At 69.3% G+C, this 17,608-nt stretch carries 19 protein-coding genes; 8 read left to right on the plus strand and 11 right to left on the minus strand.

Translation table 11 applies throughout. From position 1 onward, the window contains the following. Nucleotides 1–3: 3 nt before the first annotated feature. Nucleotides 4–618, plus strand: coding sequence for a LysE family transporter (locus tag AT700_RS10225; RefSeq protein ID WP_023116987.1), 615 nt, complete (start codon nt 4–6; stop codon nt 616–618). 122 nt (nt 619–740) lie between these two features. Next, nucleotides 741–2,249 carry a PA2928 family protein gene (locus AT700_RS10230; RefSeq protein ID WP_003101446.1) on the plus strand — a complete coding sequence of 503 codons (1,509 nt, stop codon included), beginning with the start codon at nt 741–743 and terminating at the stop codon, nt 2,247–2,249. A 55-nt stretch (nt 2,250–2,304) separates the two neighbouring features. On the opposite strand, the gene AT700_RS10235 is transcribed toward AT700_RS10230, so the two are convergent. Then, nucleotides 2,305–3,636, minus strand: a complete 1,332-nt coding sequence (locus AT700_RS10235) for an esterase/lipase family protein (protein WP_048521047.1) — start codon at nt 3,634–3,636, stop codon at nt 2,305–2,307. A gap of 129 nt (nt 3,637–3,765) precedes the next feature. Here AT700_RS10235 and AT700_RS10240 point away from each other — a divergent pair, with 129 nt between their 5' ends. Next, complete coding sequence (locus AT700_RS10240) at nt 3,766–3,948, plus strand: hypothetical protein (RefSeq protein ID WP_003114011.1); 183 nt, start codon at nt 3,766–3,768, stop codon at nt 3,946–3,948. Between the two features lie 9 nt (nt 3,949–3,957). Here the strand turns inward: AT700_RS10240 and AT700_RS10245 are convergent, their stop codons facing one another. The 5 genes from AT700_RS10245 to AT700_RS10265 are packed head-to-tail and all read right to left on the minus strand — an operon-like array spanning nt 3,958 to nt 8,215. Beyond that, a complete protein-coding gene (locus AT700_RS10245) occupies nt 3,958–4,725 on the minus strand; it encodes an ABC transporter ATP-binding protein (RefSeq protein ID WP_003091036.1) in 768 nt (255 codons plus the stop codon). Nucleotides 4,726–4,745: 20 nt separating this feature from the next. Beyond that, entirely contained in the window at nt 4,746–5,459 is a 714-nt protein-coding gene (locus tag AT700_RS10250) for an ABC transporter permease (RefSeq protein WP_023087178.1), read from the minus strand. After that, a complete protein-coding gene (locus AT700_RS10255) occupies nt 5,456–6,145 on the minus strand; it encodes an ABC transporter permease (protein ID WP_003091034.1) in 690 nt (229 codons plus the stop codon). Before AT700_RS10255 ends, AT700_RS10250 begins: the two co-directional genes overlap by 4 nt. Nucleotides 6,146–6,200: 55 nt before the next feature. Then, on the minus strand, nt 6,201–6,986 hold the full coding sequence (locus AT700_RS10260; RefSeq protein ID WP_003114013.1) for an ABC transporter substrate-binding protein: 786 nt from the start codon (nt 6,984–6,986) through the stop codon (nt 6,201–6,203). Between the two features lie 59 nt (nt 6,987–7,045). Further along, nucleotides 7,046–8,215, minus strand: a complete 1,170-nt coding sequence (locus tag AT700_RS10265) for a M20 aminoacylase family protein (protein WP_003101441.1) — start codon at nt 8,213–8,215, stop codon at nt 7,046–7,048. 100 nt (nt 8,216–8,315) lie between these two features. On the opposite strand from AT700_RS10265, the gene AT700_RS10270 reads away from it, so the two are divergent. Both AT700_RS10270 and AT700_RS10275 read left to right on the plus strand, forming a co-directional pair. Next, a complete protein-coding gene (locus tag AT700_RS10270; RefSeq protein WP_048521048.1) occupies nt 8,316–9,305 on the plus strand; it encodes a LysR family transcriptional regulator in 990 nt (329 codons plus the stop codon). Nucleotides 9,306–9,389: 84 nt separating this feature from the next. Next, nucleotides 9,390–11,027 (plus strand): methyl-accepting chemotaxis protein, encoded by a 1,638-nt coding sequence (locus AT700_RS10275; RefSeq protein ID WP_003114016.1) that lies wholly within the window; start codon nt 9,390–9,392, stop codon nt 11,025–11,027. A gap of 11 nt (nt 11,028–11,038) precedes the next feature. Here the strand turns inward: AT700_RS10275 and AT700_RS10280 are convergent, their stop codons facing one another. Together AT700_RS10280 and AT700_RS10285 are read right to left on the minus strand one after the other, a co-directional pair. Then, nucleotides 11,039–11,296, minus strand: coding sequence for a hypothetical protein (locus tag AT700_RS10280; protein WP_003101434.1), 258 nt, complete (start codon nt 11,294–11,296; stop codon nt 11,039–11,041). A 50-nt stretch (nt 11,297–11,346) separates the two neighbouring features. Beyond that, a complete protein-coding gene (locus tag AT700_RS10285) occupies nt 11,347–12,120 on the minus strand; it encodes an SDR family oxidoreductase (RefSeq protein WP_003101432.1) in 774 nt (257 codons plus the stop codon). 209 nt (nt 12,121–12,329) lie between these two features. Here AT700_RS10285 and AT700_RS10290 point away from each other — a divergent pair, with 209 nt between their 5' ends. The 3 genes from AT700_RS10290 to AT700_RS10300 all read left to right on the plus strand — a co-directional run bounded on the left by AT700_RS10290 (nt 12,330) and on the right by AT700_RS10300 (nt 14,796). After that, nucleotides 12,330–13,166: an AraC family transcriptional regulator gene (locus tag AT700_RS10290; RefSeq protein WP_003091026.1), complete on the plus strand. Its 837-nt coding sequence runs from the start codon at nt 12,330–12,332 to the stop codon at nt 13,164–13,166. A 50-nt stretch (nt 13,167–13,216) separates the two neighbouring features. After that, the gene (locus tag AT700_RS10295) at nt 13,217–13,810 is read left to right on the plus strand and encodes a LysE family translocator (RefSeq protein WP_003114018.1); all 594 of its coding nucleotides are present in this window, start codon (nt 13,217–13,219) and stop codon (nt 13,808–13,810) included. 119 nt (nt 13,811–13,929) lie between these two features. Then, nucleotides 13,930–14,796, plus strand: a complete 867-nt coding sequence (locus tag AT700_RS10300; protein WP_003101427.1) for an MBL fold metallo-hydrolase — start codon at nt 13,930–13,932, stop codon at nt 14,794–14,796. Here AT700_RS10300 and AT700_RS10305 read toward each other — a convergent pair whose 3' ends face one another. From AT700_RS10305 to AT700_RS10315, 3 genes are read right to left on the minus strand one after another with little or no spacing between them, the layout of a single operon-like run. Continuing rightward, nucleotides 14,797–15,828: a FecCD family ABC transporter permease gene (locus AT700_RS10305; RefSeq protein ID WP_003101425.1), complete on the minus strand. Its 1,032-nt coding sequence runs from the start codon at nt 15,826–15,828 to the stop codon at nt 14,797–14,799. After that, complete coding sequence (locus AT700_RS10310) at nt 15,825–16,796, minus strand: ABC transporter substrate-binding protein (protein WP_003162552.1); 972 nt, start codon at nt 16,794–16,796, stop codon at nt 15,825–15,827. The genes AT700_RS10305 and AT700_RS10310 overlap by 4 nt, the downstream gene beginning before the upstream one ends. After that, the gene (locus AT700_RS10315; protein ID WP_048521049.1) at nt 16,793–17,566 is read right to left on the minus strand and encodes an ABC transporter ATP-binding protein; all 774 of its coding nucleotides are present in this window, start codon (nt 17,564–17,566) and stop codon (nt 16,793–16,795) included. The genes AT700_RS10310 and AT700_RS10315 overlap by 4 nt, the downstream gene beginning before the upstream one ends. Nucleotides 17,567–17,608: the final 42 nt, after the last annotated feature.

Here is a 17,608-nt window from a genome sequence, read left to right on the forward strand (position 1 = left end):
GGCATGACAGAGTTGATAGCTTTCCTGACCATCACCGTGCTCGCGGTGATCAGCCCCGGCGCCGATTTCGCCATGGTCTCGCGCAACAGCCTGCTGTATTCCCGCCGCGCCGGCCTGCTCACCGCGCTGGGCATCGGCGCGGGGGTGACGGTACATGTCGGCTACAGCATCCTCGGCGTCGGCGTGCTGGTGCGCGAGTCGCTGGCGCTGTTCACCGCGCTGAAGATGGCGGGCGCCGCCTACCTGGTGTTCCTCGGCCTGCGCATGCTGCTGGCGCGAGAGGACACGGTGGCGGAGGAGGCGGCGGGCGGCGCCGGGGTTTCGTCCTGGGCGATGTTGCGCAGCGGCTTCCTGACCAATGCGCTCAATCCGAAGACCTGCCTGTTCGTGGTCAGCCTGTTCATGCAGGTGATCGATCCGCATACCGCGTTGCCGGCGCAACTGGGCTACGGGGCCTTCATCGCGCTCGCCCACGTGGCCTGGTTCGGCCTGGTCGCCTGCTTTCTCTCGAGCCCGGCGGTGCGCGGCCGACTCCTGCGTTTCCGCCGGCGCATCGACCAGTTCTTTGGCGCCCTGCTGGTCGGTTTCGGCGTCCTGCTGGGGGCGAAAAGCCCATGAGCATGGACCACTGATGGCCGCTTGCCGCCTTTGAAGCGAGGCCGGCGGCTCCCTAGAATGCGCCGTTCATGCCGTCGCCAGTTGAGGGACGGTCCCAGGATCGCGGGACGCATGGGAGTTGCATGAAGAAGGGAGCGACGCTTTTCGCCGTCCTCTGGGCGGTACTCGGCCTGGGCCTGCTGGTCGGTTTGCCGGTGGCCATTCATTTCATTCTCGGCCAGTACGACGAGGCCGGCTTCAGCGGGCCGCAACTGGTCTTCGAGGAACAGGGCCATTCCTACCTGGCGTTCACCCTCGACGACTATCGCGCCAACGAAGTGGACAACGGCGTGGTACACGGCAGCAGCCGCAGCTATGCCCAGGTGGTCGACCTGGAGGACGGCAGCCTGCGCTGGAGCATGCGCCTGGATGCCGACAACGAGCGCGGCGACGACTGGGGTTCCGGCGAACTGCTGGGCCAGTCGTCGCGCTACCTGTTCTTCCTGCGCAACGAACTCTACGTACTCGACCGGCGCGACGCCGCCCCTGCGCTGGCGTTCGACGAGCTGGAGCGGCGCACTGGCGGCCTGCCGTTGAAGTCGGCGCCCTGGGGGAAGGACGCCTATCGCTACGACGAAGGCCGGGGCGGATTGCTGATGCTCGCGCTGGACGGCCGCGTCTGGTTCCTCGACGGCGACAGCCTGGCCCTGCGCGAAGCTCCGGAAGTCGATGCCGCGCGGTATTTCCACGGCGACCCGCCGCCGCCGGCGAATGCCGGGATCGACTGGCAGGCGCCGGGCCTGACGCGCCTGCCCGACGGACGCCTGCTGATCCTCGCCAGCGATCACGAGGCCCGAGCGCTGGAGCGTGGCGAGGCGCTGCCGGCAGCGAACCAACGGGCGCGACGCCAGCGCCTGTCACTGGGCACCCTGGATTGGCGGTCGCCGGCGGAGAATCGACTGCGTCCGCTGCTCGACGCGGCCTTCCTGCAGGCTGGCCTGCTGCCCGATCCAGCCGCTGCCGAAGAGCCGCAGCGGCTGCTCGAGCGACCGTCCGAGCGGCAGCGCCAGCATCCGTCGCTGCCGCCCGAGCCGCAGCCGCCGGAAGAGTTCGACGAGCGCGTGGAGCGTTTTCCCAGTACCCGTGCGTTCCTTGCGGCGCGTGACGCCTACCGCCAGGAACGGCGACGCTGGATTGCCGCGCACGATGCCTGGCGGGAACGGGTCGCCGACCTGGAGGCGGCGGCGGATGCCGAGTACCGTCGCCGGCGCGACGAGCAGACGCGCGAGGAGGCGTTGTACCGTCGCTATGCCTCGGCGCTGCCGGGCGGCGATTCCAGGTTGGCGCGCCGTCCCTGGCGAGTCGACGGCAACTGGCTGGTGCTGCACCGGCGCAGCCTGGCCGAGCGTAGCGAGCTGCTGCTCAGCTCGGTGTCTGGCGACGGCAGCTTGCTCTGGACCCTGGAGCTGCCCATCGAGCGTCCCGAGCGGCTGTTCCGCCTGGATGCCCACAACCTGCTTCTCAGCGGCCGTGGAGAGGAAGGCGGGCGGTTGGTGCGGGTCGATCTGCGCCGGGGCAGCGGCATCGTCCATCGCCTCGGGCGCGGCGGCGCGCCATTGCAGCGGGTCGAGTGGCCCGAAGGCCAACCGTGATCGCCTGCGCCCAGCCTGGGTGTCTGCCCAGCGGGGCGGGGGGCCGGGCGCCGATTCAGGGGTTCCTGAAGACGAATACGCCGCTGTCCACCAGGCGCGTCAGGCGGATGCGCAGCAGCAGGGTGCGGTGGGCTGCGAGGAAGCGCGGCACCTGCGCCAGCGGAATTGCCAGGCCTTCGCTGTCGCCGGGGCCCACCGCGGTATAGCCGACCGGCTGGCGCGGCGGATCGAACGGCGGCTGGGCCGACACGCTGAGCGACAGGGTGTCCACGGCGAAGCCGGCGAGCAGGTCGTCGAGGGACTCGATCGACAGGTACAGCGAGCGGTAGGCGGGGTTGTCCTCGTAGGGATGGACGTCTGCGATGACCTGCTCGTAGAAGCGCTGTTCGAAACGCCGGTCGCTGTTCAGCTTGCGGAAGAACTGGATGAAGTAGTCGCGCACCTCCTGGTCGAGGTCGTCGCAGACGTGGCTGACCAGGTTCAGGTAGCGCGGCGAGCGGCGCTCGATGCCGGGGTCGAGCTGATCGATGCGGCGCTGCCAGGGGAAGCTTGCGCCGCTGCTCCGGTAATCGGCGTCCTCGACCTCCAGCGCGGCGCGGATCAGCTCCAGGGTATGCGGGTTCTTCGGTCCGCGGTCCTTCAGCGCCACGCTGGCGTGGTTCTCGCCGTCGACGATGGCGAAGGCGATCTCGCCGCGCGATTCTTCCAGGCGCCAGCCGGGCCTGGCGCGCTGGCGGACATCCAGTTCGAGGCTCAGGCGGCAGGCGTTGAGGTTCGCCGTGGCGATCCGCACCGTGCCGTCGCCGCCGGCTTCGTTGGCGATGGCTTCGACGCCGCTGTAGCCGACATTGCCCACCAGTACAGTGGCGAGCAGGCGGCCGGCGCCGTACCAGGCCTCGGCGCCGAACAGGTCGCGCTCGGCGAGTTGCCAGGAGTACGGCGAGCCCAGCTCCAGTCCCTTCAGCACCTGGGTGCCGGTCTGCCCGACGAAGCGGTTCCAGCCTTTCAGCACGCGACCGATGAAGGAGCGTCCCTTGTGCGCCAGCGGCGAGCCGAAGTTGGCCGGGGCGAGCATCAGGAAGCGCTTGACCGGCGCGCTGGCGGGGTCGAAGTGGCGGGTCAGCCAGTCGCGCAGCACCAGGGCGCCGGTGCTGTGCACCACCACGTCAACCGTGCGCGGTGCCCGCGACAGTCCCTGGGCGGTCCAGGCGCGATCCAGGGCGGCGGCGAGGTCGGCGTAGGTGACGTCGTCCTGCAGGGAGATCCAGTCGGCGAGGCAAATCTGCGTCGGCGCGCTGCCGAACCAGGCTTCCATCTGCTCGGCGAGGCGGCGGAACGACTTCGAATCGTCGCTCCAGCCGTGGACGATGACGATCGAACGGGGCATGTCCGGCATCCTCTGGGGCTGATCCGGGCGACTATAGATCATGCGCCGCGGCGACGTGCCCTGACCTGTGAAAACGTCTAGGATGCGGCGGTCGCCCCCGACTGCCGCCGGCGCGGCATCGCCAGCGCGTTGCTGCGGCAGGCGCGGGACGACTGTCGCGGCGACCGCCTGTTCACTTCCTGCAACCGCTCCAACCTGCCGATGCGGCGCCTGCTGGAGCGCAAGGGATTCCAGCCGAGCGGGGTGATCGACAACCTCGACGAAGGTGATCCGGAGCTGGTCTTCGTGCGTTTCCTCGCGCCGTCGCGCTGAGCCCCGGGCTCATTTCAGGTTGCCGGCGAGGAACTGGCGCAGGCGTTCGCTGCGCGGCGCGCCGAACACCTGGTCCGGCGTCCCTTGCTCTTCGATCACGCCCTGGTGGAGGAAGATCACATGGCTGGAAACCTGGCGGGCGAAGGCCATCTCGTGGGTGACCAGGACCATGGTGCGACCTTCCTCGGCCAACTGCTGCATGACTTTCAGCACTTCGCCGACCAGTTCCGGATCGAGCGCCGAGGTCGGTTCGTCGAACAGCATCACCTGCGGCTCCATGGCCAGGGCGCGGGCGATCGCCACGCGCTGTTGCTGGCCGCCGGAGAGTTCGCAGGGATACTGCCGTTCGACCTTCTCCGCCAGGCCGACCTTGGCCAGGTAGTGGCGCGCGCGGGCCACGGCGTCGTCGCGGTTCATTCTCAGGACGTTGACCGGGCACTCGACCACGTTCTCCAGCACCGTCAGGTGGCTCCACAGGTTGAAATGCTGGAAGACCATCGCCAGCCGGCTGCGGATCCTCTGCAACTGCCGGGGATCGGCGGCGCGCAGCTCGCCCAGGGCGCCGGGACGGGTGCGCAGTTCCTCGTCGCCGACGCGGATGCGCCCGGCACAGGGCTTTTCCAGGAAGTTGACGCAGCGCAGGAAGGTGCTCTTGCCCGAGCCGGAGGAGCCGATGATGCTGATCACGTCTCCCTTGCCGGCCCTGAGCGAAACGCCCCTGAGCACCTCATGGCTGCCGTAGCGCTTGTGGATGTCTTCGACCTGCAGGCTGTACATGCGCGTGTCTCCGGGAGAGGTCAGTGGGTTTGCGGTCTGAGGTAGGCCAGCCAGCGCAGCTCGCCGCGGCGGAACAGCCAGATCAGCAGGAAGGCGGTGCCGGCGTAGAGCGCGCCGGCGATGCCGAAGGACAGGAACGGCGCATAGGTGGCGGAATTGACGTCGCGGGCCACCTTGAGCAGGTCCGGCACTGTGGCGGTGAACGCCACCGAGGTGGAGTGCAGCATCAGGATCACTTCGTTGCTGAAGTACGGCAGTGCCCGGCGCAGCGCCGAGGGCAGGACGATGTGCCGGTAGAGGGTGAAGCCGCCCATGCCGTAGGCGCGCGCCGCTTCCACTTCGCCGTGGGGCGTGTTCCTGATCGCGCCGGCGAAGATTTCCGTCATGTAGGCGCAGGTGTTGAGGACGAAGGCCAGCACCGTGCAGTTGAAGCCGTCGCGGAAGAACGCGTTGAGAAAGTCCTGGGCGCGTATGGCATTCAGGCTGTAGACGCCGGTGTAGAAGAACAGCAACTGGATGTACAGCGGGGTGCCGCGGAACACGTAGGTGTAGAGCCAGACCGGGTAGCGCAGCAGCGGGTTGCCGCAGGTCCGCGCCACCGCCAGCGGGATGGCCAGCAGGAAGCCAAGCGCCACGGCGAGGATCAGCAGCCACAGGGTCATCGCCAGTCCGGTCAGTTGCAGGCCGTCGGTCCACAGGTAGGCCTGCCAGTATTCGTCGAGTACCGCGTTCATGGCAGCGGCCTCCTGACGCCCAGCGAGCTGCGCCGCTCCAGCCACAGCAACGCGGCGTTGGAGATTGCGGTGATGGCCAGGTAGATCAGCCCGCAGACCAGGGTGAAGTGGAAGAACTGCAGGGTGCCCTTGCCGGCGTCCTGGGTGGCCTTGACCAGGTCGCCGAGACCGATGATCGAGACCAGCGCGGTGGACTTGACCAGCACCTGCCAGTTGTTGCCGATGCCCGGCAGGGCGTAGCGCAGCATCTGCGGCAGGAGTACCCGGCGGAACACTCGCCAGCGCCCCATGCCGTAGGCTTGCGCGGCTTCGACCTGGCCGGCCGGGACCGCCTGGAAGGCGCCGCGGAAGGTTTCCGTGAAGTAGGCGCCATAGATGAACGCCAGGGTGACGCAGCCGGCGGCGAACGGGTCGATGTCGACCTGGCCGATGCCGAGGGCGTCGGTGACGCGGTTGAGGAGGATCTGCAGGCTGAAGAACAGCAACAGCATGATGACCAGGTCGGGGACGCTGCGGATCAGCGTCGTATAGCCGCTGGCCAGGGCGCGCAGCGGGCGGTTGGCGGCGAGCTTGGCGCTGGCGCCGAGGAGGCCGATGAGCACGGCGCCGAGCAGGGAGCCCAGCGCCAGTTTCAGGGTCACCAGGGTGCCGGCGAGTATCTGCGGGCCGAAGCCGTCGAGGAACATTTCACTCTCCATTGCTTGTTGTTGTCGGTCGAGGTGAAAAGCGGCCGGACGCCGTTCAGGGCGTGCCGTAGAGGTCGAAGTCGAAGTAGCGGGCATTGATTCGCGCGTAGGTTCCGTTGGCGCGGATCGTCGCCAGCGCCTTGTTCAGGTCCTCGCGCAGCGCCACGTCCTCCTTGCGCAGGCCGATGCCGTCGCCGACCCCGAAGTAGCGAGGGTCGTCCAGCACCGCTCCGGCCAGTTCGAAATCCTTGCCGACCGGCTTGTCGAGGAAGCCGTAGCTGGCCTGCACCGCGCCTTGCAGCGAGGCGTCGAGGCGGCCCATGACGAGGTCGGCGTAGACCTGGTCCTGGTTCTGGTAGGAGACGACCCGCACCCCCTTGGCGGCCCATTCGGCCTTGGCGTAGGCCTCCTGGTTGGAGCCCTGGCCGACCCCCACGCGCTTGCCGCGCAGGCTCTCGGCGTCGGGCAGGAGCGCCGAGCCACGGCGTACCACCAGGCGGCTCGGCGCGTTGGAGACGCGGTCGGTGAAGGCGATGTGCTGTGCGCGTTTCGGCGTGATGGTCATCGACGACACGATGGCGTCGATCTTGCGCGACAGCAGCGCCGGGATGATGCCGTCCCAGTTGCTTTCGACCCATTCGCAGCGGGCTCGCAGCTCCGCGCAGAGGGCTTCGCCGATCTCGATGCCGAAGCCTGCCAGGCGGCCGTCCGGCTGCTTGTATTCGAGCGGCGGGTAGGTCGGGTCGACGCCCAGGCGCAGGACCTTGCCGGTCCAGTCGGCGGCGCCGGCCGGTGCGGCGAGGAGGAGGGAGAGGGCGATGCTGCCGAGGGTTCTTGTCATTGTGGTTGTCCTCTGTCGATCCGCGCGCGCCAGGCCGCGCGCCCGTTGAAAACCCTGGCTCAGGCCAGGAAGCGCTCGGCCAGTCGCACCCAGTAGCTGGCGCCGACGGCCAGGCAGTCGTCGTTGAAGTCGTAGCCGGGGTTGTGCAACTGGCAGCCGCTCTCGCCCTGGCCATTGCCGATCACCAGGTAACTGCCGGGACAGCGTTCGAGGATGAAGGCGAAATCCTCGCTGGCGGTGAACGGCCGCAGTCCGTCGATCAGGCATTCCTCGCCCAGCCAGTCGCGGGCCACCTCGCGGGCGAACGCGGTCTGCCCGGGATGGTTGACCAGCACCGGATGGCAATGCCGGTAGTCGACCTCCGCCCGCGCGCCGAAGCTGGCGGCCTGGCCGCGGGCCAGTTCGCCGATGCGGCGCTCCAGCAGGGCACGGGTTTCCGCGGTCAGGGCCCGGACGCTGAGGATCATTTCGGCGCTGGCCGGGATCACGTTGGAGACCGTCCCGGCATGGATCGCGCCGACGCTGACGATCGCGGTGTCCTGCGGGTCGACGTTGCGCGAGACGATGCTCTGCAAGGCCAGCACGATGGCGGAGCAGACCACCACCGGGTCGACGGTGCGCTGCGGCACCGCGCCGTGGCCGCCACTGCCGATCACGCGGATGACCACGGTATCGGCCGAGGCCATGAAGGGGCCGGGATGGAAGCCGAGGTGGCCGACGGGGTATCCCGGGACGTTGTGCATGGCGAAGATGGCGTCGCAGGGGAAGCGCTCCAGCAGCCCGTCGTCGAGCATCGCGCGGGCACCGCCGAGGCCCTCTTCGGCAGGCTGGAAGATCAGTTGCAGGGTGCCGCGCCAGCGCGGCGACTCGACCAGGTGCCTGGCCGCGGCGAGGAGCATCGCGGTGTGGCCGTCGTGGCCGCAGGCGTGCATCACGCCGTCCACCTGGCTGGCGTAGGGCAGGCCGGTGGCTTCCTGGATCGGTAGCGCGTCCATGTCGGCGCGCAGGCCCAGCGCTGGGCCCTCGCCGCGGCACAGGGTGCCGACCACGCCGGTGCGACCCACTCCACGGCTGACCTGGTAGCCCCAGGCCTCCAGGCATTCGGCGACCAGCGCGGCGGTTCGCCGTTCCTCGAAACCCAACTCCGGGTGGGCATGGATATGGCGGCGCAAGGTAACCATCTCTTCCCGCAGCGCCGCGATGGCGGGCAGGACGGCAGGCTCGGTCATTCTTCTTGTTCTCCTCAAGGGCTCCGACCGGTGGGCGGCGGGGCGTTGTCGAAGCCGATGGTAGGCAAGCGGGGGACTGGCGGGGAGGCTCGCTTTGGCTATGATGACAACCTTTCGTTGTCACCTCGGTAAGCCCGTGAAACTCCACCAGTTGCAAGCCCTGGTCGCCAGTGCCGACGCCGGCGGCATCCGCGCCGCCGCCCGCGTCCTGGGGATTTCCCAGGCGGCCGTGACCCGCGCGCTGCGCGAACTGGAAACCGAACAGCATCTGCCGCTGTTCGTCCGCACGCCCAGCGGCCTGACCTTCACCGAATACGGCAAGGCGCTGCTGATCCACGCCCGGCTGGTGCTCAAGCAACTGGAGCACGCGCAGGTCGAACTCGACCACCTGCGTGGCCAGGCCAGCGGCCGGCTGTGCATCGGGGTGACGCCTTGGGTGGCGCTGACCTTCCTCTCGGAGGCGGTGCAGGCGTTCCGCGAGCGCATGCCGGAGGTGCACCTGGAGCTTTTCGAAAGCCTGATGGCGGTGGCCCAGCCATTGCTTCGCGACGGCAGCATGGATTTCGCCATCGGCCCGCTGCACGGCGCCCAGGCGGCCCAGGAATTCGCCTGCGAGAAGCTGCTCGACTACGACACCGCGGTGCTGGTCCGCCAGGGGCATCCGCTGGCGGGTTGCGGCTCGATCCACGAGCTGCTGGAACAGGACTGGGCGTTGAACTACACCGGCGACGGCCACGACGCCCTGATGCGCGAGCTGTTCTGGCGCCACGGTGCCTTGATCGACGAGCGGCGCATCGTCCGCGCGCACTCCGTGGCGATCCTGCAGACCCTGGTGGAGCAGGCCGACATGTGCACCTGGGTGCCGGCGATCATCGGCGCCGCCCCGCCGTTGCTCGGCCGGGTGGTGCCGCTGGCGCTGCGGGAAACCTTCGAGCCACGACGGCTGGGCATCATCACCCGGCGCGGCGGAGCCCTCAGCAATCCGGCGCAATGTTTCGTCGAGTGCCTGCTGCAGGTGATCCGCCGCCACGCCCGCTCGGCGAAGAAGGATGACCGGCGCCTGTTCGAAACCCTGCGCCTGCTAGTCTGATTCCTACTGGCACGGACGTACGGTCGCTCAAGATCGGTCGTGCTGCGACCGATAGCCTGGAAAGCCACGAGCGAGGATGCCGGCATGCTGCAATGGTTCGCTAACCTGTCGTTCCGCAGGAAAATCGCTCTGCCGATCCTCCTGCTGGCGGTGCTTCTGCTGCTGGTGGGCGCGCTCGGCGTGCATGGCATCGCCCAGCTGAACGAATCCAACCAGCGCCTGGGCAAGCGTTTTCTCCCCGGCATCGCCCTGCTGCTCAACGCCGACCGCGATCTCTACCAGGCCTTCGTCGCCGAGCGCAGCCTGCTCGAGGGCCACCTGAGCGCCGAGCAGATCGCCGGCCTGAGGAACGATCACGCGGAAAACCTGCAGCAGGCCCTGGATCGGGTGCGCCAGTACGCGGCGATGCAGCCGGGCGAGGCGGAACTGGCCAAGGTCGCCGAGTTCGAGCGCGGCTATGCCCTCTGGAGCGCGACCTCGGCGCGGGTGCTGAGCCTGGCGGCCAGCGATCCGAGCGCTGCGGCGCAGCTCAGCTACGGTGACAGCGATCGCCAGTTCGGGGCGATGCGCGAGGTGATCAACCAGCTCGACGAGATGGAAGAGGCGGCCGCGGCCGCTGACGGCGAGGCGTCCTCCGCGCTGGGCGAGCGCCACCGCTGGCAGCAGGTGGCGCTGGTGGCGTTCGGCCTGCTGGTGTGCCTGTCGCTGGTGCTGGTGTTCCCCGGCCTGGTGACCCGTCCGTTGCAGCGTCTGCTGCAACGCCTGGAAGAGATCGCCAACGGCGATGGCGACCTGCGCGTGCGCCTGGAGGTCACTTCGCGCGACGAACCCGGCCGCCTCGGCAGCGCCTTCAACGCCTTCCTCGACAAGTTGCAGCCGCTGATCCGCGAGGTCGGCCGGGTCACCGGCGAGGTCGCCGATTCCGCCGGTTCGCTGGCCGGCATGACCGCCGCCAACGATCGTCTGATCAACAGCGAGCACGCATCGGTGGACCAGGTCAGCACCGCCGCGACGCAGATGAGCAGCGCCGTCCACGAGGTGGCGCGCAATGCCCAGAGCGCCGCGCAGGTGGCCGATGACGCCCGCCGGCAGGCGCGCGAGGGCGCCAACGTGGTGGAAGCGACCATCGAGGTGATCCGCCAGTTGGCGCAGGAAGTGGAGAGCAGTTCCGAGAGCATCCAGCAACTGGCCCAGGAAACCGCCAGCATCGACGCGGTGCTGACGGTGATCAAGGGCATCGCCGAACAGACCAACCTGCTCGCCCTCAACGCCGCCATCGAAGCCGCGCGGGCCGGCGAGCAGGGTCGCGGTTTCGCCGTGGTGGCCGACGAGGTGCGGGCGCTTGCGGCGCGCACCCAGGATTCGACCAAGGACATCCAGGCGCGCATCGAGCGCCTCCAGGCCGGGGTGCAGAACGCCGTGCGGGCCATGCAGTCGGGCAGTCTCAAGGCGCGCGACAGCGTCGAGCGCGCCGCCGGGGTCGACGGCGTGCTGGCCGCCACCGGCGACGCGGTGGGGCGGATCAACGACCTCGCCGCGCAGATCGCCTCGGCCTGCGAGGAGCAGAGCCGGGTAATCGACGAAATCGCCCGCAACATCAGCGAGGTGCGCGAGCTTTCCGCCCAGGCGGCGGAACATTCGGAGCAGGGTACCGGGGCCAGCCGCCGGCTGTCCGAGCTGTCCTCGGAACTGGCGCGGCTGGTCGGCCGTTTCCGCGTCTGAAGCGCCGCCGCCTAGCGCGGCGCCAGCCAGATCGCCACGCCTGCCAGTGCCGCCGGGACCAGGAAGACCAGCAGCAGGATCGGCAGTTCTTCGCGCAAGCCGTAGCCGGCGTGCTGGACGCCGACCCACAGGTTGACCAGCGCGACGGCCAGCCAGGTCGGCAGGAACAGGCCGGCAGCGAGCGCCGGCCCGGCATCCCAGAGTTTGCCGAAGAGCAGGAACAGGCCGAGCAGGACGATGCCGCCGGCGATTACCAGGGTCACGTGCATGAAGGGTTTCCGCAGGCAGGCAGCGACCGCCGTGGCGGCCGCTGCGTGGCTCACTTGGTGGAGAAGCCGCCATTGATGAGGATGGTCTGGCCGGTGATCCACCAGCCTTCGCTGACCAGGTGGCGGATGAACGGCACCACGTCGTCGATGTCGGTCAGGCCGGTTTTGGAGAACGGCGACAAGGCCGCGGCGTTCTTCAGGTAGTCCACCGCATCGGCACCTTCGGCGGGGTAGAAGAAGGGCGTGTCCATGGGGCCCGGGCCGACCGCGGTGACCGAGATGCCGCGCGCGCCGAACTCCTTGGAAGCGGCACGGGTGAAGTGCTCCACCGGCGCCTTGGTGCCGGCATAGGCGGCGTAGTACGGGGTATAGGCGCCAAGCAGGGAGGTCACCAGGGTGCAGATCTTGCCGTTGTCGTTGACGTGCTTGCCGGCTTCGCGCAGGAAGAAGAACGCAGACTTGGAATTGACCGCGCTCATCTCGTCGTATTCGGTCTCGCTGATCTCGGTGATGGGTTTCTTCAGCACCTTGCCGACGGTGTTGATGGCGATGTCCGGCTTGCCCACCGCGGCGATGGCGTCGGCGAACAGCTTTTCCATGGCCGCGGCGCTGGTGAGATCGCCCTGCAGCGCTACCGCCTTGGCTCCGGCTGCCTGCAGCGCGGCGACGGTGGCGTCGGCATCGGCCTTGCTCGCGGCGCTGTTGTAGTGGATGGCGATCGCCTTCGCGCCGTGGGCGGCGAGATCACGGGCGATCAGCCCGCCCAGGTTCTTGGCGCCGCCGGTGATGAGGACGGTCTTGCCTTTGATGGAGTGGTCGACCATGGGGTGTTTCTCCTGCGGTGAGTGGAGAACCCAGTCTAGGGAGGGCGGCCTTGCGGAGTAATCGCGGCGGCCTGGATAGATTGTCCAGAAACGCCGATCAATTCCCGCCTCCGGAGGAGCGCAGCCGCCTGCACGAATCTTCTAGAACCCCGGACGGGCGCGTTATAGTCGCGGCGACGAAACCAACGAGTGGGAAGACCTGACGCACGATGGGCAGCCGAGACTGGATCGACCTGGCCCGCGACGCCGAGACCGGGATCGAGACCCTGCGCGCCCATTTCGAGGGCCACGCCTACGATCCGCACTGGCACGACAGCTACCTGATCGGCTACACCGAGATCGGCGTGCAGCAATTCAACTGCCGCCGACGCCGACACGACAGCACCGCCGGCCAGGTATTCCTGGTCGAACCGGGGGAGATCCACGACGGTCGCGCGCCGATCGCCGGCGGCTTCACCTACTCGATGCTGTACCTGCAGCCGGACTGGCTGCGGCGCGAACTGCGGGCGACCTTCGACGATGCGCCCAGCGACCGCGACCCCGGCTTCCACGCCAACCTCACCGAAGACCCGCGCCTGACCCTGGCCATCGCCCAGGCCTTCCGCGTCCTGCATGGCCGCGAGCTGCGACTGCTGCGGCAGACCGCCCTGGAGCTGGTGCTGGAGCGGCTGCGCGTGCACCTCGGCTGGCGCGAGGCGAAGCCATTCGATCCGCGCCTGCCGCTGGTGGCGCAGAAAGCCCGCGACTACCTGCATGCGCACTTCTACCAGGACATCGGCCTGGACGAGCTGGCCAGCGCCTGCGGCACCGACCGCTTCCGCCTGAACCGTGCATTCAAGGCCGCCTACGGCTTGCCACCCTACGCCTACCTGGTCCAGTTGCGCCTGGCCAAGGCGCGGCAGATGCTCGCTGTCGGCGGGCAACCGGCGGACCTCGCCAGCGCTCTCGGTTTCGCCGACCAGAGCCATCTCGGCCGCTGGTTCCGGCGCGCCTACGGGATGACCCCGGCGGCCTACCGCCGGCAGTGCACCCAGCTTCCAGACTGAGGCCCGGCGCGTCGCCAGGATGAAGGCTCCCCCGCCACAGGAGCCCGTCCATGCAATCCCTCGTGCCCTTCCTGCTGTTCGCCGTCGTCGCCTCGATCACCCCCGGACCGACCAACATCCTGGTCCTGAGCAACAGCCAGCGCCACGGCCTGGCCGCCGCCTGGCCGATCGTGCTCGGCGCCTGCGCGGCGGTGGCGGCGCTGATCCTGCTGCTCGGGCTCGGCCTGGGCGAGTTGCTGCGACGCCATCCGCTGCTCCAGCAGGGGCTCGCCTGGCTCGGCGTCGGCTGGCTCAGCTACCTGGCCTGGAGCCTGTTCCGCAGCGCGGGCGGCATCGACGGCGCGGAGCCGCCGCGGCGCCTCGGCGTGCTCGGCGGCGCGGCGTTGCAACTGGTCAATCCCAAGGCCTGGATGATGGCCCTCGCCGCGCTGGCACTGTTCGCCGGGGAAGGCGCCGGACAGGCCGGGCGGATCGGCCTGCTGGCATTGCTGTTCTTCCTGGTTTCGCTGCCGTGCCTGGCCAGTTGGGCCTTGCTCGGCGTCGGCAGCGCGCGGCTGCTGCGCTCGCCGTCGCTGATGAAACGCTTCAACCAGGGCATGGCGCTGTTGTTGCTGGCATCGGCCTGGGCCGCCCTGCTGCTCTGAGGCGGTCCGGTAGCTTCCTGACAAACCTGTGGGTTGGTACGCCGGGCCCGGGTTGGCTATGGTGGGACGATCCGTAGCCATGGCGCGGTCGCCGTCAGCACGCCGCGCAAGGAACCTCCATGTTGAAACCCGACATCACTGCCTTCTTCGACCCGGCCACCTCCACCTACAGCTACGTGGTGCGCGACCCGTCCAGCCGCGCCTGCGCCATCGTCGACCCGGTGCTCGACTACGACCCGGCCGCCGGGCGCACCAGCCATGCCAGCGCCGAACGCCTGATCGCCCATGTTCGCCAGCACGACCTGCAGGTGGAATGGCTGCTGGAGACCCACGTGCACGCCGACCACCTGTCGGCGGCCATCTTCCTGCAGCGCGAACTGGGCGGGTGCCTGGCCATCGGCGCGCGAATCACCCAGGTCCAGGCGAAATTCTCCGGCCTGTTCAACCTCGGCGAGGCGTTCCCGGTGGACGGCCGCCAGTTCGAGCACCTGTTCGAGGACGGCGAGTCGTTCCGCATCGGCGCCCTGGAATGCCGCGCGCTGCATACCCCGGGGCATACCCCGGCGTGCATGACCTACCTGGTCGGCGACAGCGCCTTCGTCGGCGATACCCTGTTCATGCCCGACTACGGCACCGCCCGCTGCGATTTCCCCGGCGGCGACGCGCGCCAGCTGTATCGCTCGATCCAGCGCCTGTTCGCGCTACCCGACGCGACCCGCCTGTTCATGTGCCACGACTACACGGCTCCCGGCCGCGACGAGCACCGCTGCGAAACCAGCGTCGGCGAGCAGCGCCGGCACAACGTGCACGTCCGCGAAGGCGTCGACGAGGAGGCGTTCGTCGCCATGCGCCAGCAGCGCGATGCCACCCTCGGCATGCCAACCCTGATGCTGCCGGCGATCCAGGTCAACATGCGCGGCGGCAACCTGCCGCCGGTGGAAGGCAACGGGGTGCGTTACCTGAAGATCCCGCTGGATCTGTTCTGATCAGCTGCGGCGACGCAGCAGGAGAATGAAGAACAGCCCGCCGATGGCCGCGGTGGCGATGCCGATGGGCAGGTCCTGGGGGGCGATCAGGGTGCGCGCGGCGACATCCATCCAGACCAGGAACAGCGCGCCGAGCAGGGCGCACACCGGCAGCAGTCGGCGGTGCTCGGCACCCACCAGCAGGCGCGCGGCGTGCGGCAGCATGAGACCGACGAAGCCGATGGCGCCGCTCACCGAGACCAGCACGCCGGTCAGCAGCGAGCAGCAGACGAAGACCCACAGGCGTACGCGACGGGCGTCCAGGCCGAGGGTCACGGCGGTCTGTTCGCCGGCCATCAGCGCGTTCAGCGCACGGCCCAGCCCGAGCAGTACCAGCAGGCCGCCGGCCACGCACAGCGCCGGCAGCCAGATCAACGACCAGCGCGCCAGGCCGAGGCCGCCGAGCATCCAGAACAGCACAGAGGAGGCGGCGCGGTGGTCGCCGAGGAACAGCAGCAGGTTGGCCAGCGCCAGGAGCACGAACGACACCGCGACCCCCGCCAGCAACAGCCGGTCGCTGCCCAGGCGGCCGCCGCGACTGGCCACGCCGAGCACCAGCAGCATGCTGCCGAGGGCGCCGAGGAAGGCCGCCAGCGGCAGGGTCAGCAGGCCGATCACCTCGCCGATGTAGAGCACCACCAACACCGCGCCGAGGGTCGCGCCGGAGGTGGCGCCGAGCAGGTGCGGATCGGCCAGCGGATTGCGCGTGACCGCCTGCAGGGCCGCTCCCACCAGCGCCAGGCCGGCGCCGACGCAGGCACCGAGCAGTACCCGTGGGGCGCGGATCAGCCAGACGATGTGCTCCTGGCCGGCGCTCCAGGCACCGGGCTCCGCCGCCACGCCGAACAGGCGCTGGAGGACGATGCGGCCGACCAGGCCGCTGTCCAGTCGCGCCGGACCGAAGCCGAGGGCGACCACGCAGGACAGGCCGAGCAACATGACCAGGCTGCCCAGCAACAGGCAATAGGCGCGAGGGCTGCGGAACAGGGTCATGGACGTGGCGCCCGAGGGTGGAGGCCGGCGACCAGGGTTTCTATCGCCGCGGCGTTGCCGATGCCCGGCGTGGCCTGGTTATAGGGCAGGACGATGAAGCGTCGCTCGCGGATCGCGGTCAGGCTGCGCAGCGCCGGGTTCTCTTCGAGGAAGCGCTGCTTCTGCGCGGCGCTGGTCTCGCCGTAGTCGACGATGACGATGACCTGCGGATCGCGGGCGACCACGCTTTCCCAGTTGACCTGGGTCCAACTGGCCGCCACGTCGTCGGTCACGCTGCGGCCGCCGGCGGCCTCGATCAGCGCCTGCGGCATGCCCAGGCGGCCAGAGGTGAAGGGGCGGTCCTCGCCGCTGTCGTAGAGGAACACCCGCGGCGCCTCGGCGTTCGCCGGGATGCCGGCGCGGGCGCGCTCGATGCGTGCCTGGAGGCTGGCGACCAGGCGCTCGGCGCGCGGTTCGACGTCGAAGATCCGCCCCAGGTTGCGCAGGTCGCGGTACAGCTCGTCGAGGCTGGCGCGGCGCGGCTCGCCGATCTGCGCGCAGGATTCGCTCAGCTCGTAGACCTTCACCCCCAGCGGCTCCAGGCTGGCCGGAGTGAGGTCGCCGCCGACGCGCATGCCGTAGCCCCAACCGGCGAAGAAGAAGTCGGCGTCGACATCGAGCAGGGTTTCCGCCGTGGGGTAGCGCGCCACCAGCTCGGGCAGCGGCTTGAGCGCGGCGATCAATCCGGGATCGGCATTCTTCCACCAGCCGCTGATGCCGGTATAGCCGACCATGCGCGTTTGCAGACCGAGGGCGACCATCATCTCGGTGAGGTTGATGTCGTGGCTGACTGCGCGCGACGGCGCGCGCTCGAACGTCACTTCGCGCTCGCAGCTGCGCACGCTGAGCGGGTAGCGCTCGGCCAGCGCGGCATCGGCGCAGGCGAGCAGGGCGCAGAGCAGCAGGTGGTGCAGGATCGGGTGCTTCATGCTTGGGTAATCCAGGTCAGGCGCGGGTGGTCGGCGAGGGGGTGGCGGTCGACCAGGGCGCGGACGCCGAACACCCGCCACAGCAGGTCGGCGTCGAGCACTTTGGTCGGCGTGCCCTGGGCGACGATGCGGCCGCCGTCGAGCACGTAGAGGCGGTCGCAGAAGGCCGCCGCCAGGTTGAGGTCGTGGAAGCTCGCCAGGGTGCTCAGGCCGAGGCTGCGCAGCAGGCGCAGAAGCTCCAGCTGGTAGCGCGGGTCGAGGTGGTTGGTCGGTTCGTCGAGGATCAGCAGGCGCGGCTCCTGAACCAGCGCGCGAGCCAGCAGGGCGCGCTGCTTCTCGCCACCGGAGAGGCTGGCGAAGGGGCTCGCGGCACGCCCTTCGAGACCGACCTGGAGCAGCGCCTGGCGGACCCGCTGGCGGTCGTCCGCGCCGTGGCCGTCGAACAGGCCCTTGTGCGGCGTGCGGCCCATGGCGACCACGTCCTCGACGGCGAGGCCGAAGTCCTCGGGGAATTCCTGCAACACCACCGCGATACGCCGGGCGGCCCAGCGCGGCGGCTGGCGCCAGAGGTCGTCGCCGTCGAGCACCACCCGGCCGCGCTGCGGTCGCGCATAGCGGAAGGCGCAGCGCAGCAGGCTGGTCTTGCCGCTGCCGTTGGGGCCGATCAGGCCGACGAAACTGCCGGCCGGGACTTCCAGATGCACGCCGCGCAGCAACTCGGTGGAGGCGTCGGGCGACCAGTGCAGGGCATCGAGGTGAAGGGACGACATGGCTACTCGCAGGTCCGGTGGTTCAGCAGAGACGATTGCCGC

The organism is Pseudomonas aeruginosa (assembly GCF_001457615.1).
GTDB lineage: Bacteria > Pseudomonadota > Gammaproteobacteria > Pseudomonadales > Pseudomonadaceae > Pseudomonas > Pseudomonas aeruginosa.